We start from the raw sequence: 25,630 nt of genomic DNA, 5'->3' as shown, positions 1-25,630 counted from the left end.
GCCCACGCTGGTGCTGACCGGCGCGGCGGCGGCCCAGGAGCGGATCGCGGCCGCCGAGAAGGCCGGGGCCCGGGTGGTGATCGCCGGTGACGGGGCGGGCGCGGTCCTGGCGGCGCCGGCTGCTGTCCGCCGCCGGGTGCGCCGGGGGCGGGGCCGTCGCGGTCGTGGTCTGCCGGGCCGTGCTGTCGGGGGTGCGGCCGTCGAAGGCGGCGGCGCTGCGCGGCGGGTGGCTGCCGGAGGTGATGCTGTGGACGGCGGTGGCGCTGGTCACCGCGGCGTCCGTCACCGCCGTGGTGGTCGCGCTGCGCGCCCGCGGCGGCTGGTGGCCGGCGCGGGCCGCCGGCGCGGCGGTGCTGAGCCTGGCGGCCGGAACGCTCACGGCCACGGCGCTCACCGCGGCCGAGGGCTGTGTGCCCGGCCTGACCACGCTGTGGGCCGGCTGCGCGCCGCGACCGGGACCGGTGTGGGACCTGACCCGGCTCATGCTGCTGCCCCGGCTGGCGGCCCTGGCCGTGCCCGCCGCCGCGCTGACGACGCTGGTCGTCCTCGCGCTGCGGGCGCTGCCGCCGCTGCCGCCCCCGGTGCGGCGCCGCCGTCTGGCGCTGCGGCGGGCGTACGTGGTCGCGGCGTGCCTGGCCCCGGTGCTGCTGCTCAGCGGTCAGCGGGAGCTGGAGGCGTTCGCGGACCCCTCGACCGCGCAGGGCAGGCAGGGCGCGGCGGCGATGGAGAGGGCGAAGGAGCGTGAACGGCTGCGGGACTGGCTGGCCAGGGGCGGCCAGACCGCGATGAACGCGTACGCGGCCGACTACCGCACCCTGCGGGACGCGCTGGCCGAGCATCCACCCGCGCGCGGTTATCCACAGGATGTGTACGGACCGGTGTGCGCCTTCTGGTCCGCCGACGGGGCGCAGGCGGCCCGCCTGCCCGCTCCGCCGGTCGACGCCCCCGAGGCCGCGGACTGGGCCGCGATCGCCGAACAGGCCCGGCGCGGCGGCGCGCTCTGCGGCAGCGGCCTGGCGGTCGGGTCGGTTCCGCTCGTCGAGCGCGGGCTGAGCGAGGTGGCCGCGGCGGCGGACCGGTACATGGCCCTGTCGGTGGCGCTGTACGACGTCCTCCATCCCGCGGGGAGCGCGACCGCCCCGCGGGGCGGCCAGTAGTGGCGCGGCGCCAGCCCGGCAGGTGGCGGTTCGGGGGCTTCGCCCGTTCCTCGGCCCGGCAGGTGGCGGTTCGGGGCCTTCGCCCGTTCCTCGGCTCGGCAGGTGGCGGTTCCGGGCGCTTGCCCGTTCCTCGGCTCGGCAGGTGGCGGTTCGGGGCCTTCGCCCGTTCCTCAGCCCGGCAAGTGGCGGTTCGGGGCCTTCGCCTGCTCCTCGTGCTCGGGGAGGACGATCACGTCCACGCCCCGCGCCGCCAGGGCCCCCGCGCCGTCCGCCCCCGCCACGAACGTGTCCGGCTCCCGCCATGCCGTGACGACCCTGCGGACACCGGCGTCCAGGATCAGACCTGCGCAGGGGCGGGGCCGGGAGGCGCGGCGCGTACAGGGCTCCAGGCTGCTGTAGACGGTCGCGGTGGGCAGCCGCGGGTCCGCCGGGTCGATCTTCGCCAGGGCCGCCTCCTCCGCGTGGACGACCGGGTCGTCGCCCTCGCGGGAGTGGCCGCGGGCGAGTTCCGTGCCGTCGGCGGCGACGACGATCGCGCCGACGCTGAAGGCGGTCGCGGAGGGCGGGCACTGCGCCGCCAGGGCGCAGGCCCGGGCCAGCCAGTGGTGGTCGGCGGCCACCGCGGTCGTGCCGGTGCCGGGGGCGGTCGGCTGGTAGCGCATCAGGACCACGTCACCGACCGGGCGGGTCTCCACCAGGCGCAGCCGGCCCGGCTGGTAGGGGCCGGGGCCGAACAGGCGGGGGGCGTCCGGGTCGCCGACGAAGAGGGGCGCCAGGGCGAGCTGGAGTTCGTCGGCCAGACCCAGTCGGAGAAGCTGGGTGTGGACCGTGCCGCCGCCCTCGACCATCAGCTGCCGTACGCCGCGCAGGTCGTGCAGATGCTCCAGGACGGTGCGCCAGTCCCAGGCCCCGGCGAGCGGCACCACCGCCGCGGTGTCCGCGATGCCCGACGCCCGCAGGCGGCCGGCGCCCTCGGGGGTCGTGTAGACGACCTTCTCGCCGCCGGTGTGCCAGAACCGCGCCCCGGGGTCGAGGTCGCCGGTGGCGCTGACCGTGACCTTCAGCGGGTACTCCGGTTTCCCGGCCGCCGTCCGGGCCGCGCGGCGCTCGGGGGAGTTCACCAGCAGCCGCGGGTTGTCGGCGCGGATCGTGCCGGCGCCCACCAGAATCGCGTCGACGGACGCCCGCACCTCGTCGACCCGGTCGAAGTCGGCCGGGCCGGACAGCAGCAGCCGCTCGGGGCCGGTGTCGTCCAGGAAGCCGTCCAGGGAGACGGCGGCGGAGAGCAGGACGTACGGGTAGGGCATCGGCGCACCCATCTGGAGACGGCGGAATCCCGGGTCGGTTCCCAGTGAAACTACCTCTGGCGCGAGGGGTCCCGCGCATGGCGTACACTGGTTTCACCGACGCGGGGTGGAGCAGCTCGGTAGCTCGCTGGGCTCATAACCCAGAGGTCGCAGGTTCAAATCCTGTCCCCGCTACTGAAGGCTCAGGGCCGGAATCCGGAAACGGGTTCCGGCCCTGAGTGTTTTCCACCCCTTCCGGGGGCTGCGCGTTGCCCGCGTTGCCCGCCGCATGGCCGAAGACGCACGGCGTCCCGGATTGTCACCACCAGTGAGTGACCGACCCCACTGCGCATAACATCTGAGTCACCATCAAAAACGCGAACGCTGCTGAAGCGTTTGAGAGTCGAGGTCAACTCGCCCGTTTTTAGCCGCTCCTGGGCGCTACGTCCGCCCGGCGAACCGTAATGATCAAGCGGAACGGCTTGGAAATCACCCCCTGGTTCTATTAACGTCCGATAACGCAGCGCGGTCGTCCCAGCCGTCACAAGAGGCGGCTCCGTGCGCACGCGCCGAATCCCGTGAGGGAACCGGGGAACCACCATTTTGGGGTGAATCGGGCGTAAGGGGTCGGGTCCACAGCGGCTGAAACCGCGCAGGGCACGGCTGGTTTACGCGCGTAGGAGACCTTCCTGCTCCGAACCCGTCAGCTAACCCGGTAGGCGAGAAGGAAGGAAAGGAGTACGCCCACGTGGCGTCCAACCGGCCTGCCCCCGAGGCCCCGTTCGTGCCTGGCCAGCGCACCGCCGACCCCGCCGACACCTTCGTGTACGGCGATCAGCGCACCGACGAGGGCCCGTGGGAGGAGTGGAACCCGACTGCGGAATCCATTCGCCCCGTACGCGGCCGGCATCGCGTCACCAAGCAGCGCGGCGGACTCGCCCGCAGCTCCACCGTGCTGGGCGTCGGTGTCATAGCCGCCGTCGGCGCGGGCGGCATGGCCACCGCGCAGACCGGCAAGCCGCCGGTCTCCATCTCCATGCCCGACCTGCCGAACGTCGGCTCGCTCATCTCCGACGACACCGAGGCCGAGGCCCCGGAAGTCGCCGCCACCCCGCTCAGCGGCATCGGCGTCACCGCCGCCGACTCCGGGCAGGGCACCACCGACGCCGGCGAGGCGCTGCGCGCCCGCATCATGGCGCAGGCCGAGCAGCAGCAGGACCAGGTCGAGTCCAAGGCCGCCGCCGAGGCGCTGGCCGCCGCCGAGAAGGAGGCCGCCGAGGCCGCCGCCAAGGCGGAGAAGGAGGCCGAGGCCAAGGCGGCCGCCGCGAAGAAGGCCGCCGAGGAGGAGGCCCGCAAGAAGGCCGAGGCGGAGCGCCTGGCCGAGCTGGCCAAGCAGTACACGCTGCCGACCTCGTCGTACGTCCTCACCGCGAGCTACGGCCAGGCCGGCGCCATGTGGTCCTCCGGCTACCACACCGGCCTCGACTTCGCCGCGCCCACCGGCACCCTCATCAAGGCCGTCCACTCCGGCACCATCACGGAGGCCGGCTGGGACGGGCCGTACGGCTACAAGACCGTCCTCACCCTGGAGGACGGCACCGAGATCCTCTACGCCCACCAGTCGTCGATCGGCGTCAGCGTGGGCCAGAAGGTCACCACGGGCGAGGTCATCGGCCGCGTGGGCGCCACGGGCAACGTCAGCGGCGCGCATCTGCACATGGAGGTCCACACCGCCGCCGGCGGCGCGCTGGACCCGATGGCCTGGCTGCGGAGCAAGGGCCTCACCCCCTGACGCACCCGCCGAGCCGGCGCGCTCGCCCCTCTCTTCCGCTTCTCTTCTTTCTTCTCCCGGTCCCCGGCGGTCCTGACGGCGCCCCCCCGACGTCAGGGCTGCCGGTCAACGGGCCGCCGCCCGGTCACGTCCGGTACGGGTTGTAGGCCGGATACGGCGCCTGGTACGCGGTCTGCGGCGTCCGCTGCACGGGGTGCGGCGGACGGAACCCCGGGTACGGCGGCCGGTACGCCGGGTACGCCGGGTACGGCGCCCCGGGGCCCGGCTGCGTCGGCCACGGCATCATCACCGGCACCGGCGACGCCGTCATCCGCGCCGCGTACTCCAGGGCCGGACGGGCGGCCTCCCGGCGGCGCCACAGCTCGTGCAGCAGCTCCCGCTCCCGCAAGACGAAGTCCGCACCGGCCCGGCCGCGCCGCCCCCGGTGCCGCAGGAACGCCAGCGACGTCGCGTACGCCTCGTACTCTGCGACCGCGCGGGCCGCCGGTTTGCCGAGGTGGTGCCGGGCGTGGTCGCGGGCCAGCCGGCGGGCCCGCATCGAGCCGAGCGCGAACGGCTCCGCCGGGCCCAGCCAGCCGGCGGCCACGTACGCGGGCAGCTCCTCGCGGACGGTGCGCAGCTCCCGCTGCCGGGTCCAGATCACCAGCCAGGTCAGCAGCCCGAACGCGGGCACCATGAACGCGGCGTACACCGCGAGGAACGCGAAGCCGCCGAAGCTCGCGGAGCCGTTCCACAGCGCGTGCATGCCCATCGCGAGCAGCAGGCCGCACGGCGGCAGCAGCAGGCGGCGCGTCCGCTGCCGGGGCCCGGACAGGGCGGCGATGCCGAAGCCGATGCCGGTGAAGACGGTGAACAGGGGGTGCGCGAACGGGGACATCACGATGCGCACGAAGAAGGTGGCGGCGGTGACGGAGGCGATGCCGCTGTCGCCCTGCATCTGGTCGGTGCCGAAGGCGGTGCCGAGGTAGAGGATGTTCTCGGTGAACGCGAAGCCGGTCGCGGTCACCCCGGCTATGACCACGCCGTCGACGATTCCCGTGAAGTCCCGCCTGCGGAAGAGGAAGAGCAGCAGGATCGCGGCCGCCTTGGCGGACTCCTCCACGACCGGCGCTATGACGGTGGCCCCGAGGGTGTCCGCGCCGGCCGGGTCGGCGGTCGCCGTGGCTATCCACTGGGTCGCGAAGCTGTTGGCGACGATCGCGATCAGCGCCGCGGCGCAGGCCCCCCAGGCGAACGCGAAGACCAAATTCCGCCAGGGGCCCGGCTCCACCCGGTCCAGCCAGCGGAAGGCGGCGACGAGCAGCGGGACGGGCAGGACCGCCAGGCCCAGACCCACCAGGAACCCCTCGGTGCCGGTCTCCTCGCGCACCAGGGCGAGGATGACGAGCCCGGACAGCGCGAGCAGGGTGATGAGCGCGCCGTAGCGCACCCAGGGACGCTGCCACCAGTGCGCGGGCCGGTGCGCCCCGGGAACGGGGGCACCGGCTGCGGGAGCACCGGGGACGGCTTCACCGGGGGGCATGGGGTACGGGGGACTGCTGGCCACGGCATTGACCCTTACGAGGGACGGAGCCGCCCGCGGTGGATCAGGCGTCGGCGGGAGGCTGAGCTGACGTTGTGTGTGGTACGCGGCGGAAGAGCAGGTCGTTCACGACATGACCCTTGTCCAGTCCCTGACCCTCGAAACGGGTCAGCGGGCGGAACTCCGGGCGGGGCGCGAAACCGCCGTCGGGCTGCGTGTTCTCGAAGTCCGGGTGGGCGGTGAGGACCTCGAGCATCTGCTCCGCGTACGGCTCCCAGTCGGTGGCGCAGTGCAGCAGCGCGCCGGGCCTCAGCCGGGTCGCGGCGAGGCTGAGGAACGCCGGCTGGATCAGCCGCCGCTTGTGGTGGCGCTTCTTGGGCCACGGGTCGGGGAAGTAGACGCGCAGGCCGTCGAGGGAGTCCGGGGCCAGCATCTCGCGCAGCAGGATGATGGCGTCGCCGTTGCCGACGCGGACGTTGGTCAGGCCGCCCCGGTCGGCGAGGCCGAGCAGATTGCCCTGGCCGGGGGTGTGCACGTCCACCGCGAGGATGTTGGTGCCGGGGTCGGCGGCCGCCATCTGGGCGGTGGCCTCGCCCATGCCGAAGCCGATCTCCAGGACGACCGGGTTGCCGTTCCCGAACAGCTCGGCGAGGTCGAGGACCCGCGAGCCGTCGATGTCGAAGCCCCACCGGGGCCACAGCCGCCTGAGCGCGTCCGCCTGCCCCGCGGTCACCCGGCTGCGCCGCGGCTGGAAACTCCGGATGCGCCGCTCGAAGTGCGAACCGGCGGGGTCCGCCTGGGGACCCTCGGGGAACCGGGGCGCGCCCTTGGGGCGGCGGGGGGCGGGGGCGGCGTTCAGGGAGTCAGACACAGTGGCATCGAGTCTACGGGGTCGCCTCGCGGGGGCCGGTGCGGTGCTCAGCGCTCCTCCAGGGCTGCCAGCGCGCGGCGGGCGACCTCCCGGCCGATGGGCAGGGACGCCGTCGCGGCGGGGGAGGGGGCGTTGAGGACGTGCACCGTGCGGGGGGCCTCCTGGATGAGGAAGTCGTCGGCCAGCGTGCCGTCGCGCAGCACGGCCTGCGCGCGTACCCCGGCCGCCGCAGGCTCCAGGTCCGCCGCGGTGACGGCGGGCAGGAGTCTGCGGACGGCCTCGGTGAACGCCGCCTTGGACACCGACCGGCGCAGCTCCCCCGCCCCGTACCGCCAGTGGCGGCGGGCCAGCTGCCAGGCGCCGGGCCAGGCCAGGGTGGTGCCCAGCTCGCGCGGCCGCACGACACCCCAGCCGTACCCCTCGCGGGCCAGGGCGGGGACCGCGTTGGGGCCGACGTGGACGCTGCCGTCGATGCCACGGGTGAGGTGGACGCCGAGGAACGGGAACGCCGGGTCGGGGACGGGGTAGACCAGGCCCCGCACCAGCTCGGGCCGGCGCAGGTCGTAGTACTCGCCGCGGAACGGGATGATCCGCATCTGCGGGTCGTCCCCCGTCAGCCGGGCGATCTCGTCGCAGTGCAGCCCGGCGCAGTTCACCAGCACGCGCGCCCGCACGATCGTGCCGTCGGCCGTCTGCACGGCCACGCCCAGCTCGGGGCGGCGGTCCACCCGGACCACGCGGGCGCCGTAGCGGATCTCCGCGCCGGACGCGCCGGCCAGCCGGCGGGCGACGCCGGTGAAGTCGCAGATCCCGGTCGTGCCGACGTGTATGGCGGCGAGGCCCCGCACCTGCGGCTCGTACTCCGCGATCTGTGCCGCGCCCAGCTCGCGCACCGGTATGCCGTTCTCCCGGCCGCGCTGCACCAGGGCGTGCAGGCGGGGCAGCTCGGCGCGGTCGGTGGCGACGATCAGCTTGCCGGTGACGGCGTGCGCGATGTCGTACTCCGCGCAGAACTTGACCAGCTCGGCGGCGCCGCGGACCGCGTACCGCGCCTTGAGGGAGCCGGGGCGGTAATAGATGCCGCTGTGGATCACGCCGCTGTTGCGGCCCGTCTGGTGCCGGGCCGGGCCCGCCTCCTTCTCCAGCACCGTCACCCGCGTGCCCGGAGCCCGGCGCGTGATCGCGTACGCCGTCGACAGGCCGACGATCCCGCCGCCGATCACCAGCACGTCACAGTCGTAGGCGATCTCCCGCACCTGTGCCACCTCCCGGCTCCGATAGTGCACCGCGCCACTGACAATGCCCTCACACCCGGGAGGCGGGCCGCCGCGCGACCGGCGTCACGCCGGGGCCATCAGCAGCGGGCGGGCCCGCTCGCGCAGCTCCACGACGCGCGGCTCGTCGCCGTACGGCTCCAGGCGGTGCAGGAGGTCCTTCACGTACTCCGTGGTCCGCGCGGACGATATCCGCCCGGCGACCTCCACCGCGCGGACGCCCTGGGCGCAGGCCGCGTCCAGGTTCCCGGACTCCAGTTCGGCGACCGCGCCGACGAGCAGCCGCAGCCCGTGCGAGCGCACGAACTCCTCGGTGGGCTTCGACAGGGCCTGCTCGGTGAAGCGGCGGACCTGCCGGGGGGCCTTCAGGTCGCGGTAGCACTCGGCCGCGTCGGCGGCGAAGCGGTCGTAGGAGTAGAAGGCGAGCCAGGACGGGTCGTGGTCGCCGGGGCGGGCGCGCTCCAGCCAGCTCTCGGCCGCCTTCAGGGCCGCGCCGGCCGCCTGGGCGTCTCCCGCGCGCGCGTGGGCGCGCGCTTCGACGAGGCGGAAGAAGCTCATGGTGCGCGCGGTGGCCAGGCCGCGGTTGCGCTCCAGGGCGGCCTGCGCGAGGTCCACGCCCTCGTCGCCGAAGCCGCGGTAGGTGGCCTGCAGCGACATCGACGCCAGCACATAGCCCCCGAGGGGCACGTCGGCCGCCGCGCGGGCCAGGCGCAGCGCCTGGATGTAGTACCGCTGGGCGGCCTCCTGCTGGCCGGTGTCGAACGCCATCCAGCCCGCGAGGCGGGTGAGTTCCGCGGCGGCGCCGAACAGGGCGCGGCCGACCTCGTCGGAGTAGGAACCCAGCAGGAGCGGGGCGGCCTCCACGCGCAGGCACTCGGGGACCATGGAGGAACGCCAGTCGCCGCCGCCGTACTTGGAGTCCCAGCGCCGGGCGTCCTCGGCGGCCTCGCGCAGTTTCTGCACATCGCTGTGGCCGACTTTGATCGGTGCGCCGGAGCCCTCGGCGGGGCTCGCCTCGCGCGCCACCGAGCTGTCGGCCGGGGTTATCAGCCACCGTGAGGCGGGTGTGGCGTACGCGCTCACGGCGAACGATCCGGCCAGCGACTGCCAGATGCCGCCGGAGCCGGCGCGGCGGCCCGCGAGGTCGAGGCGGTACAGCTCGGTCGCGGACTTCACCGCCTGGCCGACGTCCCGCGGGAAGGCGAGGCCGACCTCGGGCGCGGGGTCCGCGTCCGCCAGGCCGATCTCGTGCAGCGGCACCGGACGGCCGAGCTTCTGGCCGATGGCGGCCGCGATGAGGTGCGGTGCGGCACCCTGCGGGACCATGCCCTTGGACACCCAGCGCGCCACCGACGTCTTGTCGTACCGAAGCGTCAACCCGCGCTGCGCGCCCAGGTCGTTGACGCGTCGTGCGAGTCCCGCGTTGCTGATTCCCGCGAGGGCGAGAACGGCGCCGAGCTTTTCGTTCGGCCCGCGTTGCTCCCTGGACATGCGCCACCCCTCGACACAGACGGCTGCCGTACTGGCATAACCACGCGGCATTCGTAAACCCAGCGTAGTTCGCCGCATCCCAAGCGTTAAGGGGCATTGTTCCGGATGGCGGGATTGTGGTCCGCACGGGAGTACGGGCCCTGTACGCACGGTTGCGACGCGCTCCCGCTGTGTGGCCGTGCGCCCGTCCGTGCGCTCTACTCCGGCCACCTCGGGAGCGGTTCCATGGCTCTTGCGTGGGTCGGCCCGCTGTACTGACCAGTGGGCTGGGGGACACCGCCGCCTCACATCCCCGCGGGCGGCGGTCCGGCCCGGGGGGCGAGTTCCGTTTCCCGGGCCGTGCGCCCACCCGGCGATGCGCAGAGCCTGTACGGAGTGTGCACGGAGCGTGCACGGCGCGCGTGCCGAGAGAATCTCGTGGTCTTGGAATGGCCGAAAACCGATCCCTCGTGCGAGGGGTGAACCCTGCAGCGACCATGTGGTTTGAGGGCGCGTTGAGGTTTTGTGGGGGGCGTATTGGGGGCGCATTCGAGTCGCCGGGGGTGCGATCTGCTCGCGGGGGGTGCGATCTCCTCGCTGAGGGCGCCGGGCGCCAGGTCGTCGCCGGGGCGCCATCTCTTCGCCAGGGCGCCATCTCGTCGCTGGGGCGCGCTTCCTCGCCGTGACGGGATGCGCTCTTCTCGCGTAACGAGGGGCGGTCTCCTCGCCGTAGCGGGGGTGTGTCTCCTCGCCGTGACAAGGAGCCGCCTCCTCGGGCCTGTTGCGGCCGCCTCGGGGCGACGAGTGCCGGCTGCCGCGCCTGCGGCACGCCAACCTCCGTGCGAGGCGCGGCCCTTGTGAGGACAGGGCACATTCCGGCGGCGCATGCCAGGGCGCGCGGGGCGCATTCAGGGGATCACAAGCGGCTCCGCCGACGCTCCCCGGCGCGTCCTTCGTGGCAGCATGGTGAACCGGTTCCTGCGGTGCACTGGTTGTCCACAGCTCGTGGAGGCGTCGATGCGGTGGTTGGTGGGGTGGAGCAGCACCGCCGCGGGCGCCGCCGCGATCGGCACGGCGGGCGCCACCGGATACGACGGCGAGACCCTCCACCCGGTCGGCTCCCAACTCCTGTGGGGCGACCCCGATCCGCTGTGGGCGGTCGGCGACTGGCGCCCCGACGAGGTCCGCGTGGTCACCGCCGACCCGCAGACCCGCATCGCCGTCCTCGGCACCTGCGGCGCCACCGACGAACAGCTGCGCGTCGGGCTCTTCGCCGCGCGCGGCGGCGCCCTGCGCCACCTGACCGCCTGGCCGGGCAGTTACACGGCGGTCGTCCAGGTCGGGCGCCGCATCACCGTCTGCGGCGACCTCGCGGGCGCCCGCCCCATCTTCCACACCCCCTGGGCCGGCGGCACCGCCTACGCCACCGCCGCGCTGCCGCTCGCCGACCTCGTCGAGGCCAACCTCGACTTCGGGCACCTCGCCGCACTGCTGGCCGCCCCCGACGTACCGGCCGCGGTGCAGGAGTCCACCCCGTACGACGGCGTGCGGCGCATTCCGCCGGGGCACGCGCTCATCCTGCGCGCCGGGGCGCGGGAGATCGCCGGATACGAGCAGGTCGCCTCCCTCGCGGTGGCCGCGCCCCCGGCCGATCCCGACCGCGCGGTGGACGCCGTCCGTGACGCCCTGGTGGAGGCGGTGCGGGCCAGGCTCTCCGCGCCCCGCCACGTCCCCGGCGCCGACATCGACCCCGGGCCCGTGCCCGGCATGGGCCCGGCCGAACGGCGTGCCGCGCGGGGCATGCCCGTGCCCGGCATCGGCGCGGACCTCTCCGGCGGCCCCGCCTCCGCGACCCTCGCCCTGCTCGCGGCCGGCCTGCCTGGCATGCCCGGCACTGTCCTCGGGCACGGCACCGGTGCCGGAGAGCGGCTGCTGGCCGTCACCTTCAACGACCTGACCGTCGGCGGACGGGAAGCCGAGCTGGAACGGGCCGGCGCGCTCGCCGCCGGGCCCCGGCTGCACCACGTGGTCGTCACCGGCGGCGAGGAGACCCTGCCGTACGCCGAGCTGGACGGCCCGCTGACCGACGAGCCCAGCTCCTGCCTGGTGTCGGCCGCCCGGCACCGCGCCCGGCTCGCCGCGGGCAGCGCGGACCACCTCACCGGCTACGGCGCCCGCCAGGTCCTCGACGCCCACCCCGCGCGCCTCGCCGACCTGCTGATGGACCGCCGCCGCCGGCACCTGGTGCGCCCCGTGGCCGCCCTCGCCAAGGCGGACGGCTCGGTCCTGGTCCCCGCGCGCGTGTACGCCGCGGCCCGCCGCCTCGCCCGTACGCCCTACCGCGCGGGCGTCGAAGGCCTCGCCGAGCGGCTGATGGAGCGCTGCTTCGACGAACCCGGGGGCGCCGTGGGGGCGTCTCTCGCCGCGCTCACCTGGGCCAGGCCCGGCCCCGCGGCGCGCTGGCTGACCGGGGAGGCACTGGCGGAAGTATCGGTTCGCCTTCAGGGCGTGCTCCAGCGGTCCGCCGTCGGACCCGGTCTGCGCCCCGGGGACTTCCGCGCCCGCGCGGCCCTCGCGCGCACCGCCGCCGACGTCCGCGTGCTGGAGCAGGCCGCCGAGATCCGCTTCCAGCGCCTGCACACGCCGTTCCTCGACAACCAGGTCGTCCGCGCGTGCCGCGAACTGCCCGAGGCGCTGCGCGTCCAGCCGGGGGCGCGCGCCGCGATCCTGCGGTCCGTGCTGGCCGGCGCCGGGGTCGCCGAGCTGCCGCCCGGCTGGGGCGCCACCTCCCAGGCCCCGGCTGCGGCCGCCGCCCGCGCCGGGCTGCGCGTGGCCGCCGACTCCCTGATGGCCCTCTTCGACACCCCGCTGCTCGCGCAGGCGGGCCTGGTCGAGGCCCGCGTGGTCCGCAAGGCCCTGCGCCGCGCCGCCGAGGGCGAGCCCCTGCCCCTCGACGGCCTCGCCGACCTCGTCTCCCTGGAACTCTGGCTCCGCCGCCTCCTCGCCCGTCGCGGCACCTGCTGGACCGGCACCCCCGCCCGCGCCCGCGCGGTCCCCGCGGGCATCGTCCCCCAGCGGGGCGCGCTGGGAGCGGGGGCGGCGGCGCGGAGGGCGTGAGGGCTGAGGGTGTGTGTGGCTGCGGGCGGCCGTGAGGACGTCCCGCCCGTCTCGTCCGGCACGCGCGCGTGGGGCGCGCTGCGGCGGGGCTCCGGAGGTGCCGGTGAGTGCGTGACCGCTGAGCCGTGCCTGACTGCCGTACGGCAGTCCGGTCGGCCCTGGAGGCCGCAGCCGCGCCGAGCCGAGGGCCCTGTTGCACATCACTGACATGCCACCGGGGATCCCCCCGGCGGGGCACGCTGCCGGACGGGCCGCGCCCCCGCGTGGTGCGCCACGTCGTAAGTCGCTGCTCTCCGCGTGGTGCGCGGTTGCGGGGTAAACCCCCGTTCTCGCGCGGCACGCCGCGTGGTGAATTGCCGTCCCTGTGGGGCACACCGCGCGGTCAATTGCCGCTCCCCGCGCGGCCCTCCTCCAGACCCCCCTGTGCGAACCCCCTCCCCGCGCGCCAAGCGCCCCCGGTCGAATGCCGGTGCCCCGCCGGCGCCCCCCGGCCACAATGATCCGGTGCGGTACGGAATCCTGGGGATCACCCAGGCGGAGGACGACCACGGCGGCGCCATACCCGTCGGGGGTCCACGCGTGCGTGCCCTGCTCGCCGCGCTCGCCGCGCGGGCCGGGCGGGTGGTCGCGGCCCACACCCTGATCGACGAGGTCTGGGCGGACGACCCGCCGCAGGACGCCCACGCCGCGCTGCAGGCCCTGGTCGGGCGGCTGCGCCGGGCCGTCGGCAAGGGGGCCGTGGTGTCCGAGCCGGGCGGTTACCGGCTCGCCGCGGACCCGGACGACGTCGACCTGCACGTCTTCGAACGGCTCGTCCGCCAGGGCACGGCCGCCCTGGACCGCGGCGACCCGGCCGCCGCCGCCCGTGACCTGGCCGACGCGCTCGCCCTGTGGCGCGGCCCCGCCCTCGCCGACCTCCCGGACCGCACCGCCGCCACCCGCCCGGAGACACTGCGGCTGGAGGCGGTCCGCGCGCGGATCGACGCGGACCTGCGCCTGGGCCGCGCCCAGGACGTCGTACCCGAACTGAGCGAGCTGACCCAGGCCAGTCCGTACGACGAGGCCCTGCACGCTCTGCTGCTGCGCGCCCTGCGCGACACCGGCCGCAGGGCGGAGGCCCTCGCCGCCTACGACACGGCGCGGCGCGCGCTGGCGGAGGGGCTGGGCACGGACCCGGGGCCGGAGCTGCGGGCCCTGTACCAGGAGTTGCTGGGTGAAGGGGACGGCAAGAGGCCAGCCGCCGTGCCTCACCTCACCCCTCCCCGCCCCGAACCCACCGGCAACCTCCGCCCCCGGCTGACGAGTTTCGTGGGGCGGGAACGCGAGCTGGACGCGATTCGTTCGGAAGTGCGCAGGGCTCGCCTGGTCACCCTCACCGGACCGGGCGGCTCCGGAAAGACCCGTCTCGCCGAGGAGGCCGCCGCCGGTCTCCCCCAGGCGTGGCTGGTCGAGCTGGCCCCGCTCGACCGGCCGGAGGCGGTGCCGGGCGCGGTGGTCAACGCGCTGGGTCTGCGGAAGACCACGCTGATGACCCACGACCTGGCGACCCCGCAGGACGACCCGGTCGCCCTGCTCGTCGAGCACTGCGCCACGCGCAGCCGGCTCCTGATCCTCGACAACTGCGAACACGTGATCGGCGCGGTGGCGGACCTCGCCGAAACCCTGCTGACCCGCTGCCCCGGGCTCACGATCCTCGCCACCAGCCGTGAGCCCCTGGGTGTGCCCGGCGAGTCGGTGCGGCCGGTCGACCCGCTCTCCCCCGACCAGGCGCGGCGCCTGTTCGCGGAGCGCGCGGCGGCCGTCCGCCCCGACGCCGACGCGCTGCTGCGCGACGAGGAGGCCGCCGCGGAGATCTGCCGCCGCCTCGACGGGCTGCCGCTCGCCATCGAGCTGGCCGCGGCCCGGCTGCGGCTGCTCACCCCCCGGCAGATCGCCGACCGCCTCGACGACCGCTTCCGCCTGCTCACCTCCGGCAGCCGCACCGTCCTGCCCCGCCAGCAGACCCTCCGCGCGGTCGTCGACTGGTCCTGGGACCTGCTCGACGAGGGGGAGCGGACGGTGCTGCGCGAGCTGTCCGTCTTCGCGGGCGGCTGGGACCTCGCCGCGGCGGAGGCCGTGTGCGGCGGCCCGGTGGCCGACCTGCTGGGCGCGCTCGTCGACAAGTCCCTGGTCGTGGCGGCCCCATCCGCGGGGCAGGGCGCCGAGGGTATGCGGTATCGGCTGCTGGAGACCATCCACGAGTACGCCGCCCAGCGCGCCGCCGAGGCCCCCGGCCGGCGCGCCGCCGCCGAACGACGGCACCGCGCGTGGGTGCGTTCGCTCGTCGAGGAGGCCGATCCGCGGCTGCGCTCCGCCGGGCAGCTGCCGTGGATCTCCCGCCTGGAGACCGAGCTGGACAACATCCGCGCGGCACTCGACCGCGCGCTGACGGCCGGCGACGAGGCGGACGCCGCCGCCATCGCCCTCGCCATGGGCTGGTTCTGGTGGCTGCGCAACTACCGTCACGAGGGCGCCCGCTGGATCAACCGCGTCCTGCGCCTGAGCGCGCCGCCCGGCACCCCCGACGACACCGACGCCGACGCCTTCGTCGAGGCCCCGCCGGACGACGAACGGCACCCGCTGCACTCCCTGCGCCGGGACCTGCGGATGTTCCACCTGTTCCTCACCTCGGAAACCGAGCCGCGCGACCTGACGACCGACCCGCGGTACGCGCGCCATGTCGCCCGCCTGCGGGCCGCCTACGAGCGGGGCGGCCCGCACGCCGCGCGGATGCCCGGCATCGTCTGGCCGCTGACCGTCTTCCAGCGGCTCGGCGCGGACGTGCGCGCGGTCCTGGACGCGGCGGTCGCCAACTGCCGGGCGTACGGCGGCGACTGGGAGCTGGGCGTGGCCCTGATGCTGCGCACCCACATCGTCGTCGACTCCTCCGGCGGGCTGAACGGGGTCGACGAGGACCTGGCCGAGCTGCGCGTCCTCAGCCGGCGCGTCGGCGACCGCTGGATGCGGGCGCAGGTGTGCAGCGCGTCGGGCGAGGCGGCCATGGCGCGCGGCCGGTTCACCGAGGCCCGCGAGGAGTACGGGGAGGCACTGCGGCTCGCCCACGAGGTCGGGGCGTACGCCGAGACACCGTTCCTCATCGCCCGCCTCGCGGAGATCGCCTACCGCTCGGGCGACCGCCGCGCCGCCGAGGCCGCCCTGACCGAGGCGGAGGAGGCCGCCGACCGCTACTGGGTGGCGGACGCCCAGGCGTTCGTGTCGCTGCTGCGGGCCTACATGGCGCTGGAGGACCGGGACATCGTCCGCGCGCGCGAGCTGTGCCGGACGATCGGTGAGCGGATCGCCCGCGGTACGCCCCCGCCCCAGTTCGTCGCGGCGCTGCGCCTGCTGGACGCGATGGTCACGGCCGTCGAGGAGGGCCCGGAGCGGGCGCTGCCGAAGATGGCCCGCGCCCTGCGCCGCGCGGTGGCGGAGCACTGCGCCGAGACGGTCACGGGAAGCATCGTGGACGAGGCGGCCAACGTGCTGGGGCGGCTCGGCGACTACCCGCGCACGGCCCGGCTCCTCGCGGCCGGCGAGCGGCTGCGCGGCGGCCTGCCGCGCCCCCGGCCGGAGGGGGCGCGCACCCACCGCACCGAGGCCGCGGCGCGCGCCGCGCTGGGCGCCGAGCGGTACGCCGCCGAATGCGCGCGGGGCGCCGCCCTCACGCTGGAGGAGATCGCCGGCGAACTCGACGAGGCCGCCGCCACCCGTCCCGCGCGGACCCCTACCAGCAGGTGAACCGCGACTCCGCCCAGTCCGCGACCGCCACCTGGTCCAGGTGGCCGTGCGGCTCGACCACCAGCCGTACGGTCTTCCGTCCGGCCAGGTTCACCCGGACCGGGACGGCCGGGTCGCCGCCCTTGACCATGCCGGAATGCCACAGCCGTACGCCGTCGGCGTAGACGGAGAAGGACACCTTGCCGAGCTTCAGCGTCATGTCGTCGACGCCGACCAGCGCCTGGTAGGAGGAGCAGTCACGGTTGAGGTCGATGGTCACGGAGGACCGGCCGTGGACGGTGACCCCGCGCGCGTACGACGTCCCGCCGATCCATAGGCCCTGCCGCTGCCACACCCAGCCGCTCTCGCCGATGCGCATCTCTGGCTTGGTGTCGTCGCCGCTGATGTCGTACGCCAGCTCGCTCCACTGGTAGACGACCGGCGCGGGCGGTGGTGTGGGCGCGGGTGTCGGCGTGGCCGTCGGAGCCGGGGTGGGGCCGGGCGGGGGAGTCCGGGTGGGCGTCGGGCTGGGGGTGGGCGTCGCAGAGGGCGCGGGGTCGCGGGACGGGGTCGGCGCCGGGGTGGGCGTGGGTGTGGGGCTCGGGACGGGTGGCGGGGCGGCGACGGGCGTGGGTGTGGGACTCGGGACGGGTGGCGGGGCGGCGACGGGCGTGACGGCCGGGGCCCGCGGTGCGGGATTCTCGGGCGAGGGGGCGGGGGACGGCGGCTCCGGCTGGGGCGCGGACGCGGGCGGCCTGGCCACCGGCTCCCTGGGCGTGGTGTCGTCCCCCACGAGCGCGAGCGCCACGGCAGCGGCGGCCACCGCGACCACACCGGCCGCGACACCGGCCTTCACCGGCGCGCCCACGCCCTCGGCGGCCGCGCCGCTCCCCGCACCACCGGACGCACCCCCGGCGCCCGACGCACCGCCTGCCGCACCGCCGGACGTGCCTCCGCCGGCCGCTGCCGCGCCCGCGGCGCCCGCAGCCCCGGCTCCGGCGCCGCCCGCGACGAGCCCGGCCGCCTTCCCGTACCCGGCGGCACCGAACCAGCCGATGACGGCCACCGGAACCACGGCGGGGATGCCGCCGGCGACCTCCTCGACCTGGGTCGCCGCCAGCCGGCACCTGGCGCACTCCTCCAGGTGCTTGCGCAGGCCCCGCTCCGCGCGGGTGCGCAGTTTGCGGCGGGCGTAGGTGCCGAGCTGGTCGGCGTAGCGGGCGCACTCCTCGTCGGTGGCGAGGGCGGTGGACACATGGGCCTGCAGGTAGGCCTGCTTCAGGCCCTCGCGGGCGCGGCTGGCGAGCACGCGGGTGCCGTTGGCGTCGAGCCCGAAGAGCGTGGCGACCTCGCTCGGCGACTCGTCCTCGACCTCGGTGTGCCACAGCACGGCCTGCCACCGCTCGGGCAGCGAGCGGAAGGCGCGCATGGCGAGGGACTGCTCGGCCTCGTGCATCGCCCGCACGTCCGCGCCCAGGTCGGTACCGGCGCCGAAGGAACCGGGGGAGCCGGCCGGGCCGGACGTCTCGGGGACCCGCGCGGCCTGCGCGGCGAACACCGCGAAGTCGTCGACGAGCTGTTCCCGCTTGGCGCAGTCCGTCCACCGCGCGGCGACGCGCCGGACACTGGTCAGCAGATAGGCGCGTACGGCGTGCTCGGGGCCGGAGCCGCCGCGCACCGCCTGGAGCATCCGGGCGAAGACCTCGGCGGTGAGGTCGTCGGCGGTGTGGGCGTCACGGCAGCAGGTACGCGCGTAACGGCGCACGGCGTCCGCGTGGCGCCGGTACAGCTTCTCGTACGCAGTGTCGTCGCCGGAGCGCATCCGGTCGATCAGCTGGGCGTCGGAAGGCGGCAGTTCCCGTGGCGGCAGGATGCCGCCGTCGTCACGCCGGTCGCGCTGCGCCGGTACGGCACCCTCGCCGGGACGGCCCGCCGGCACCCGGCCCGCGCGCCGTCCGCCCTGACTGGGCACCTGGGGTGAAGGTGAGCCGGCCTGGGGTGCGCCCTCGCCCAGCGACTCGTCCCGCCCGTCACCACTCATCGCGGAAAGCCCTCGCCGCCTGCCCCACCGGTCCCGACCACCGGGTCAGCGTGCCACACCGGATTCCGGCTACTCCCCGGCAAGAGACGTCATCCACTCGTCCGAGCGCACTTGCGCCGAATCGGTACTGACACTCACCCGTTCGGGGAATGCTCCACGGATGTCCCTGGACACCGGGGCCGTTCCCGGCCGCGAGACGACGCGCCCCGCACACCGAACGCACCGGCTGTCCGGGAAACCGACGCGGCGCGCGCAACCCGGCACGACGCGCGGGAAGCCGACGCGACGCGCACGAACCCGACGCGCCGTGCACGAACCCGGCACGGCGCGCACAAACCCGCCGCCCGCGGGCGCGAGGAAAGCCGACAGGGGCGCGGGCGGCACCCCACCCACACCCCTGTCACCTCATCCGGTCACCCTGGAGCGACCCGCTCGGTCACCCACCGGACAACCGTCACGCCGGCCGCGACCGCAGCCCCTCCAGCAGGATGTCCAGCAGCCGCGCCGAGGCCGCCGCCTGCTGCGCCGCGTCCGGCAGCGAGGGCGCCGCCGTCGCGATCACCAGCAGGACGTCCGACACCGACACGTCCGGCCGCAGCTCGCCCGCCGCGCGGGCCCGCTCCACGAGCTGGCCCACCACGTCGAGCAGGGCCGCCGCGCCCGCGTCGTCCCCGGCCGCCGGCTGCTCCGGCACCAGCCGCAGCTCACCGCCGCCGGGCTGGGACCGCTGCTGCGGCACCCGCGCCTCGTCCGCCGCCGCGCCCGCCTCGTCGGCGACCCCGACCCGCAGGATCTGCGGCGGCAGCAGCCGACCCGCGCCCGACGCGACCGAGGTCCGCAGGAAGCGGGACAGCGCCGACCACGGCTCGTCCTCCTGCCCGAGCGCGGCCCGCGCCTGGTCGGTCAGCCGCGCGGTCTCCTCCTCGGCTATCCGCCGGACCAGGACGTCCTTGCTCGGAAAGCGCCGGTAGACCGTGCCGACACCGACGCGCGCGCGCCGCGCCACGTCCTCCATCGGCGCGCCGTACCCCAGCTCGCCGAAGACCTCACGGGCCGCGCGCAGTACGTGCTCCAGGTTGCGCTGTGCGTCCACACGCAGCGGTGTCGTCCGCGCGCCGTCCGCGCGCGTGCCGCCCACCGCCGCGCCGACCGCGCCGCCGGGTGCGATGGCAGACGCGGAAGACCAACGAGAGTCCTGAATGTGCATAAGAAATCCCCCGGTAATGACGTCTCCCCCCGGAGACTCTCCCCGCCATTGGATGCCGGAGCGCGTGGAACCGCCCGAACCATCGAGCAGCCGGTCGAGCCTGCCCGCCGCGCCCGCCCGTCGCGGACACGAGAGGCATCCCCCTACACCCCGTCGAGAGACGAACATAGTTGAGAGACAGTCAATTCAGAAGGGGCAGGTTCCGCACGGAGCGCCCCCCGATCGGAGTACGGGTCGTATACGTCCCGGTTCCACCCTCGCATCTCCCCCGGATCACACCCCCTGACCTGCGCCGCTTCCCCGTACCCCGGTGATTCGGCCAACCCCGGCCGCGCCACGCGCCCTGTCACACAAATTGCCGGGGCTGTGGACAAACGCAGGCGCCGGGTGCGTCATGGGATGGTGAAGGAACGTGCGCGCATTCTCGTTGTCGGTGGCGGCTACGTCGGGATGTACACGGCCCTGCGCCTCCAGCGGAAGCTGAGACACGAACTGAAGCGGGGCGAGGCCGAGATCACCGTCCTCACCCCCGACCCGTACATGACGTACCAGCCGTTCCTCCCCGAGGCGGCCGCCGGCGCCATCTCCCCGCGCCACGTCGTCGTACCCCTGCGCCGCGTCCTGCCGCACTGCCGCGTCATCGTCGGCGAGGCCCGGTCCGTCCGGCACGCGGAGCGCACCGTGACCCTCACCACCCTCGCCACCGAGGAGCGCGCCGCACCCCCGGAGACCCTCACCTACGACGAACTGGTCCTCGCGCCCGGCTCCGTCTCGCGTACCCTCCCCGTGCCCGGTCTCGCCGACCACGGCATCGGCTTCAAGACCGTCGAGGAGGCCATCGGCCTGCGCAACCACGTCCTCGAACAGATGGACATCGCCTCCTCCACCCGCGACCCCGCGATCCGCGACGCCGCCCTCACCTTCGTCTTCGTCGGCGGCGGCTTCGCCGGCGTGGAGGCGCTCGGCGAACTGCAGGACATGGCCCGCTACGCCGCGCGGTACTACCACAACATCCGCCCCGAGGACATGAAGTGGATCCTCGTCGAGGCCTCGGACCGCGTCCTGCCCGAGGTCGGCGAGGAGATGGGCCGCTACACGGTCTCCGAACTGCGCCGCCGCAACATCCAGGTCCTCCTCGGCACCCGCCTGGAGTCCTGCGCCGACCGGACCGCCGTCCTCAGCGACGGCAGCCGCCATCCCACCCGTACGGTCGTCTGGACGGCCGGCGTCAAGCCCCACCCCCTGCTCGCCGCCACCGACCTGCCGCGCACCGCGCGGGGCCGCCTGAAGTGCACCGCCGAGCTGACCGTCGAGGGGCACGCGCACGCGTGGGCCGCGGGCGACGCCGCCGCCGTCCCCGACGTCACCGCCGCCGGCCCCGGCGCCGAGTGCGCCCCCAACGCCCAGCACGCCGTCCGCCAGGCCCGCGTCCTCGGCGACAACATCGTGCGCTCCCTGCGCGGCGAGCCCCTGGAGACGTACTCCCACAAGTACGTCGGCTCGGTCGCCTCCCTCGGCCTGCACAAGGGCGTCGCCCACGTCTACGGACGCAAGCTGAAGGGCTACCCCGCGTGGTTCATGCACCGCGCCTACCACCTCAGCCGCGTGCCCACCGTCAACCGCAAGGCGCGCGTCCTCGCTGAATGGACCCTCGCCGGCCTCTTCAAACGGGAGATCGTCTCCCTCGGTTCACTCGAACATCCCCGTGCGGAGTTCGAACTCGCGGCCGGGGGAAAACCTCCTCACGACCCGAAGGGGTCGTCCTGACCGGAGCGAGGAACTCCCGCGGCGGCCGGGGCGTCTGACGGATGTCGGTCCGGTTGGCCACACTGCCAGACTGGTCCACGCCGACAGGGCGGTCCGCCGCCCGCCCCGCCCGCCGAACCCACGAGGCTTTCCCAGTGCCGCACTTCCCAGGGGCGGTGGCCCCCCGCGGTCACCACCGCGCCGCCCCCGGAGGACCGGGCCGGGTCCGGAGCCGGCCGACGACGACTACACGAGGCAAGGATTCGTGAACTTCACGCGCTGGAGCGCCCGGCTCCCCGGAACGCAGCGCCGCGCCGCAGCGCGGACCGAACCCACGGCCACCCCGGACCGGCGGGGCGAGGGCCGAGGCGAGGGCGCCGTCCCCGCGGCCCGCGCCGAACACCTCACCGACGAGCCGCCGCCCGTCCCCGCCGTCGACGACCTTCCGGTGCGCGAGGTCCTCGACCGCACCCCCGCCCTGGTCGCCCTCGTCCACGGCACCGACCACCGGCTGGCGTACGTCAACGAGGCGTACGCCGCGGCCTTCGGCGCCCGCCCGCCCGGCGAACCCGCCCGCGACGCCCTGCCCGAGCTGTGCGAACTGGGCCTGCTGCCCCTCCTCGACCAGGTCCTGCGCAGCGGCAAGCCCCGCACCCTGAAGTCCCGCAAGGCTCCCGACGGCCGCTCCTACACGTTCACCTGCACCCCGGTCCGCGAAGGCGCCGGCACCGGCGGCGGAGTGCTCGTCTTCGCCACCGACGTCACCGACCACGCGGAGGCCGCCGAACGCCTGCGCGCCAGTGAACGCCGCCAGCGCGAGACCGCCGTCACCCTCCAGCGCTCCCTGCTCCCCCAGGAACTCGAACAGCCGGACGACCTGCGCATCGCCGCGACCTACCACCCCGGCGGCACCGAGGCGGCCGTCGGCGGCGACTGGTACGACGTGATCACCCTCGGCGGCGGCCGCACCGCCCTCGTCATCGGCGACGTCATGGGCCGCGGCGTCCGCGCGGCGGCCGTCATGGGCCAGCTCCGCACCGCCGTACGCGCCTACGCCCGCCTGGACCTGCCCCCGCACGAGGTCCTGCAACTCCTCGACGGCCTCGCCACCGAGATCGACGCCAACCAGATCGCGACCTGCGTCTACGCCATCCACGACCCCAACGAGGGACGGCTGGTGTACGCCTCGGCCGGCCACCTGCCGATCCTGGTCCGCGACGAGAGCGGCACCGTCCAGCGCACCGACGAACCCACCGGCCCGCCGCTCGGCACCGGCGGCTGGATGCACTCCTCCGGCTCGATCGCCCTGGGCCCCGGCTCCACCGCCGTCCTCTACACCGACGGCCTGGTCGAACGCCGCGACGCGGACCTCGACGAGGGCATCGCCGCCCTGGAACGCGCCCTCGCCGGCGCCACCGGCACCCCGCAGGTCGTCTGCGACCGCCTGGTCCGCACCGCGGGCGTCACCGCCGACCACGACGACGACGTCGCCGTCCTCGTCCTCCAGCACCCGGCCCGCACCGGCCCCGACGCCGAACTGTTCCGCAACGCCGCCCTGGAACTCCTCGGCGGCGTGGAAGCGGCCCCCCGCGCGCGTGCCTTCGCCTCCGGCGTCCTGACCAGCTGGCGCTTCCCCGCCGACCTGCACGACCTGGGCGTCCTGGCCGCGAGCGAGCTGGTGGCGAACTCCCTCCAGCACGGCACCCCGCCCATGCGCCTGCGGCTGCGCCGCACCGACCGCCGCCTGATCATCGAGGTGACGGACGGCGACGACCACCTCCCGCGCCGCCGCCGCGCGGAACCCGGCGACGAGTCCGGCCGGGGCATCGCCATCGTCGCGACCATCGCGTCGAACTGGGGATGCCGACGCACCCCGGGCGGCGGCAAGGCGGTCTGGTGCGAGTTCGCGCTGCCCCGCACCCCCTGACAGCGAAACGCCGGCCGGATGCCCACGCACCCGGCCGGCGCCCCGACCGCACTCTTCGCTCTCACGCCTCCGCGGATACCGGCTCCGCCGCCGGCCCACCGCGCGCGACCACCCGGTTCCGGGCGAGCCACGGCTGGTCCTGCGCCTCGGTGAGGCGACGGCCCAGCCGGATCGCCAGCACGCTGATGCCGAGCGAGAACAGCAGGAACGTCACGATGTACGGCGCGTGCAGCGAGGCCCCCATGGGCCCGCCCACCGCTGGCCCGACCGCCAGAGCCAGCTGCTTGACCAGCGCGAACGCCGAGTTGTACTGCCCGGCCAGGCCCTCCGGTGCCAGATCCGCGACCAGCGGCGCCACCGTCGGCGACAGCATCGCCTCACCCAGCCCGAACAGCGCGTACGTCGATACGAAGGCCGCCGTCGCCATCTCCTGGCTGCCGTGCCCCAGCCCCGCGTACCCGGCCGCCAGCCACGCCACGGCCCAGATCAGACCCACGGCCGCGATCACCCGCGAGCGCCGCCGCCGCTCGACGAACCGCAGCACCAGGAACTGCGCCACCACGATCATCCCGGTGTTCGCCGCGAGCGCGGTGCCCAGCGCGGACGTGGAGATCCCGGCGGCCTCGACACCGTAGGCGCTCAGACCCGACTCGAACTGTCCGTAGCAGGCGAAGAACAGCACGAACCCGAGCACACACAGCTGCACCATCGCCCGGTTCCCGAGCAGCTGCCTCCAGCCGCCCTTCCCGGACTCCTTCGGCGCGCTCTCCATCCTCGGCGAGTGCGGCATCCGCACCGTCGCCATCACCACGACCAGCAGCAGGAACATCGCCGCCTCGATCGCGAACAGCAGCGTGAAGGAGGACACGCGCGTGGTGTCGACGAGGTGCCCGCCGATCAGACCACCCACACCGAGACCCAGGTTCTGCAGGAAGAACTGCATGGCGAACGCCCGCGACCGCGTCTCCGCGGTCGAGCAGTCCACGATCATCGTGGCCAGCGCGGGCTGCATCACGGCCTGCCCGGCACCGAGCAGCGCCGCCGCGGCCAGCACGCTCGCCGCGCCCCCCGCGAGCCCGAGGCCCAGCGCACCGACGGCGGCCGTCACCAGGGCGGTCTGCAGCACCGGAAGCGGGCCCTGCCGCACGATCGCCCGGCCGGCGAACGGCAGCACGATCAGCGCGGCCACGGCGAACACGGCGAGGACCAGCCCCGCCGTCACGGCACCGAGCCCCCGCACCTGCGCCACATAGACGTACAGGTAGGGGACGGTGAAGCCGAGTCCGAACGCGCTGAGTGCGTTGCCCACATGGATCCGGCGCATCGCAGCGCCCATCGCCCTGGTCACGTTCACCTCTCTCACTAGTTAGACGTGAAGACTTCGAAAATAAAGTTCGAAGCTAAAGAGTACACATCGAAGGACTTCAAGGCAAAGCGACGGCGTGCGATACTGCGCCCATGGGCGACATCCCCGGCACACTCGGCGCAGAGCCGACACTCGAAGAACAGATCGCCGCCTACCAGCGCGAGTTCCAGGACCTCGACCCCCAGGTCGAAAAGATCGTTTCGGCGCTGTCCCGGCTGAACCGCCGCATGAACGTCGCCTACGGCCGGCAGACCGCCGCCCTCGGCATCAGCAACGCCGAGTGGGAGGTCCTCAAGGCCCTCGTCCTCTCCGGCGCGCCCTACCGCATGGGCCCCGGCGACCTCGCCAAGCGCCTCGGCCTCACCCCGGCCGCCATGACCCACCGCATCGACCGCATGGTCGCCGAGGGTCTGGTCACCCGGGAGCGGGACGAGAACAACCGCGTGCGGGTGATCGTGGAGCTGACCCCCGAGGGCCGCGAGAAGTGGCTGGAGGCCATGCGCCTCGCGACCGTGTTCGAGGAAGACCTGCTCCAGGACCTCACCCCCGCGGAGCGAACGGCCCTCGGCGAGGTCCTGACCCGGCTGCTCCGCCGGGTCGAGCACGCCCAGCCGGACGCCGGCGGCCGCCTCTCCGACCTGGACTGACCGGGTCACACCGGGGTCGAAAAGATCTTGACAGGGGGTACTTGACACCCCCTGGACGGATCCGTAGAGTTCTTCGGGTTGTCAGAGAGCCGGAACGGTTCTGCGACGACACTTCCGCCGCGAGAGCGGCACCTCAAACCACAAGCACGATCTCCCGACGGGGTTGATTTCGGCGTGCCCGAATTCAATTCGAATAGGGGCCCGGCAGCCCGATTGGGAATCGCCGGACGGATCCGCTAAAGTTTGAGACGTCGGAACGGCCCAACTGCCGGGAAGACAAGCCCCTCTGACTGGGAGTCAGGCCCGAAAGGATCTGATAGAGTCGGAACCGCCGGAAAGGGAAACGCGAGAGCGGAAACCTGGAAAGCACCGAGGAAATCGGATCGAGAAAAGATCTGATAGAGTCGGAAACGCAAGACCGAAGGGAAGCGCCCGGAGGAAAGCCCGAGAG

Annotated in this window: 15 protein-coding genes, 1 tRNA gene, 1 pseudogene and 1 riboswitch; of the genes and pseudogenes, 8 read left to right on the top strand and 9 right to left on the bottom strand. The window is 74.6% G+C overall.

Going from position 1 to position 25,630, the window contains the following annotated elements:
• Window positions 1–271: pseudogene (locus tag AB0K92_RS31500) on the bottom strand (hypothetical protein); the annotation flags it as partial.
• Here AB0K92_RS31500 and AB0K92_RS31495 point away from each other — a divergent pair.
• Window positions 258–1,157, top strand: a complete 900-nt coding sequence (locus tag AB0K92_RS31495; RefSeq protein ID WP_365928567.1) for a hypothetical protein — start codon at window positions 258–260, stop codon at window positions 1,155–1,157. The pseudogene AB0K92_RS31500 and the gene AB0K92_RS31495 overlap by 14 nt on opposite strands.
• A gap of 170 nt (window positions 1,158–1,327) precedes the next feature.
• On the opposite strand, the gene AB0K92_RS31490 is transcribed toward AB0K92_RS31495, so the two are convergent.
• Window positions 1,328–2,464, bottom strand: coding sequence for a dihydrofolate reductase family protein (locus AB0K92_RS31490; protein ID WP_365928573.1), 1,137 nt, complete (start codon window positions 2,462–2,464; stop codon window positions 1,328–1,330).
• 100 nt (window positions 2,465–2,564) lie between these two features.
• Between AB0K92_RS31490 and AB0K92_RS31485 the strand changes: the two genes are divergently transcribed.
• Both AB0K92_RS31485 and AB0K92_RS31480 read left to right on the top strand, forming a co-directional pair.
• Window positions 2,565–2,638 (top strand) — tRNA-Met (locus AB0K92_RS31485).
• A 362-nt stretch (window positions 2,639–3,000) separates the two neighbouring features.
• A riboswitch (cyclic di-AMP (ydaO/yuaA leader) is annotated at window positions 3,001–3,180 on the top strand.
• Between the two features lie 11 nt (window positions 3,181–3,191).
• Window positions 3,192–4,235, top strand: coding sequence for a M23 family metallopeptidase (locus AB0K92_RS31480; RefSeq protein WP_166000182.1), 1,044 nt, complete (start codon window positions 3,192–3,194; stop codon window positions 4,233–4,235).
• 124 nt (window positions 4,236–4,359) lie between these two features.
• Here AB0K92_RS31480 and AB0K92_RS31475 read toward each other — a convergent pair whose 3' ends face one another.
• The 4 genes from AB0K92_RS31475 to AB0K92_RS31460 all read right to left on the bottom strand — a co-directional run bounded on the left by AB0K92_RS31475 (window position 4,360) and on the right by AB0K92_RS31460 (window position 9,393).
• The gene (locus AB0K92_RS31475) at window positions 4,360–5,757 is read right to left on the bottom strand and encodes a PrsW family intramembrane metalloprotease (RefSeq protein ID WP_365928571.1); all 1,398 of its coding nucleotides are present in this window, start codon (window positions 5,755–5,757) and stop codon (window positions 4,360–4,362) included.
• A 64-nt stretch (window positions 5,758–5,821) separates the two neighbouring features.
• The gene (trmB, locus tag AB0K92_RS31470) at window positions 5,822–6,628 is read right to left on the bottom strand and encodes a tRNA (guanosine(46)-N7)-methyltransferase TrmB (protein ID WP_365928564.1); all 807 of its coding nucleotides are present in this window, start codon (window positions 6,626–6,628) and stop codon (window positions 5,822–5,824) included.
• Window positions 6,629–6,675: 47 nt separating this feature from the next.
• Window positions 6,676–7,893: an L-2-hydroxyglutarate oxidase gene (gene lhgO / locus AB0K92_RS31465; RefSeq protein ID WP_365928562.1), complete on the bottom strand. Its 1,218-nt coding sequence runs from the start codon at window positions 7,891–7,893 to the stop codon at window positions 6,676–6,678.
• A gap of 75 nt (window positions 7,894–7,968) precedes the next feature.
• The gene (locus tag AB0K92_RS31460) at window positions 7,969–9,393 is read right to left on the bottom strand and encodes an MFS transporter (RefSeq protein ID WP_166000179.1); all 1,425 of its coding nucleotides are present in this window, start codon (window positions 9,391–9,393) and stop codon (window positions 7,969–7,971) included.
• Between the two features lie 996 nt (window positions 9,394–10,389).
• Between AB0K92_RS31460 and AB0K92_RS31455 the strand changes: the two genes are divergently transcribed.
• The gene (locus AB0K92_RS31455) at window positions 10,390–12,489 is read left to right on the top strand and encodes an asparagine synthase-related protein (RefSeq protein WP_365928560.1); all 2,100 of its coding nucleotides are present in this window, start codon (window positions 10,390–10,392) and stop codon (window positions 12,487–12,489) included.
• 504 nt (window positions 12,490–12,993) lie between these two features.
• A complete protein-coding gene (locus AB0K92_RS31450; protein WP_365928558.1) occupies window positions 12,994–16,266 on the top strand; it encodes a BTAD domain-containing putative transcriptional regulator in 3,273 nt (1,090 codons plus the stop codon).
• Here the strand turns inward: AB0K92_RS31450 and AB0K92_RS31445 are convergent.
• Window positions 16,253–18,286 carry a sigma-70 family RNA polymerase sigma factor gene (locus tag AB0K92_RS31445; protein ID WP_365928556.1) on the bottom strand — a complete coding sequence of 678 codons (2,034 nt, stop codon included), beginning with the start codon at window positions 18,284–18,286 and terminating at the stop codon, window positions 16,253–16,255. The genes AB0K92_RS31450 and AB0K92_RS31445 overlap by 14 nt on opposite strands.
• Window positions 18,287–18,740: 454 nt before the next feature.
• On the bottom strand, window positions 18,741–19,493 hold the full coding sequence (locus tag AB0K92_RS31440; protein WP_365928554.1) for a helix-turn-helix domain-containing protein: 753 nt from the start codon (window positions 19,491–19,493) through the stop codon (window positions 18,741–18,743).
• Between the two features lie 399 nt (window positions 19,494–19,892).
• On the opposite strand from AB0K92_RS31440, the gene AB0K92_RS31435 reads away from it, so the two are divergent.
• Together AB0K92_RS31435 and AB0K92_RS31430 are read left to right on the top strand one after the other, a co-directional pair.
• The gene (locus AB0K92_RS31435) at window positions 19,893–21,260 is read left to right on the top strand and encodes an NAD(P)/FAD-dependent oxidoreductase (RefSeq protein ID WP_365928552.1); all 1,368 of its coding nucleotides are present in this window, start codon (window positions 19,893–19,895) and stop codon (window positions 21,258–21,260) included.
• A gap of 244 nt (window positions 21,261–21,504) precedes the next feature.
• Window positions 21,505–23,166, top strand: coding sequence for a SpoIIE family protein phosphatase (locus AB0K92_RS31430; RefSeq protein ID WP_365928550.1), 1,662 nt, complete (start codon window positions 21,505–21,507; stop codon window positions 23,164–23,166).
• A gap of 61 nt (window positions 23,167–23,227) precedes the next feature.
• Here AB0K92_RS31430 and AB0K92_RS31425 read toward each other — a convergent pair whose 3' ends face one another.
• Complete coding sequence (locus tag AB0K92_RS31425; RefSeq protein ID WP_365928569.1) at window positions 23,228–24,502, bottom strand: MFS transporter; 1,275 nt, start codon at window positions 24,500–24,502, stop codon at window positions 23,228–23,230.
• 122 nt (window positions 24,503–24,624) lie between these two features.
• Between AB0K92_RS31425 and AB0K92_RS31420 the strand changes: the two genes are divergently transcribed.
• The gene (locus tag AB0K92_RS31420; RefSeq protein WP_166000162.1) at window positions 24,625–25,179 is read left to right on the top strand and encodes a MarR family transcriptional regulator; all 555 of its coding nucleotides are present in this window, start codon (window positions 24,625–24,627) and stop codon (window positions 25,177–25,179) included.
• Window positions 25,180–25,630: the final 451 nt, after the last annotated feature.

The organism is Streptomyces sp. NPDC052687 (genome assembly GCF_040678395.1).
In the GTDB taxonomy this organism is placed as follows: domain Bacteria; phylum Actinomycetota; class Actinomycetes; order Streptomycetales; family Streptomycetaceae; genus Streptomyces.
The sequence above is the reverse complement of the archived record's forward strand: the minus strand, read 5'-3'. Positions and strand labels throughout refer to the sequence as shown.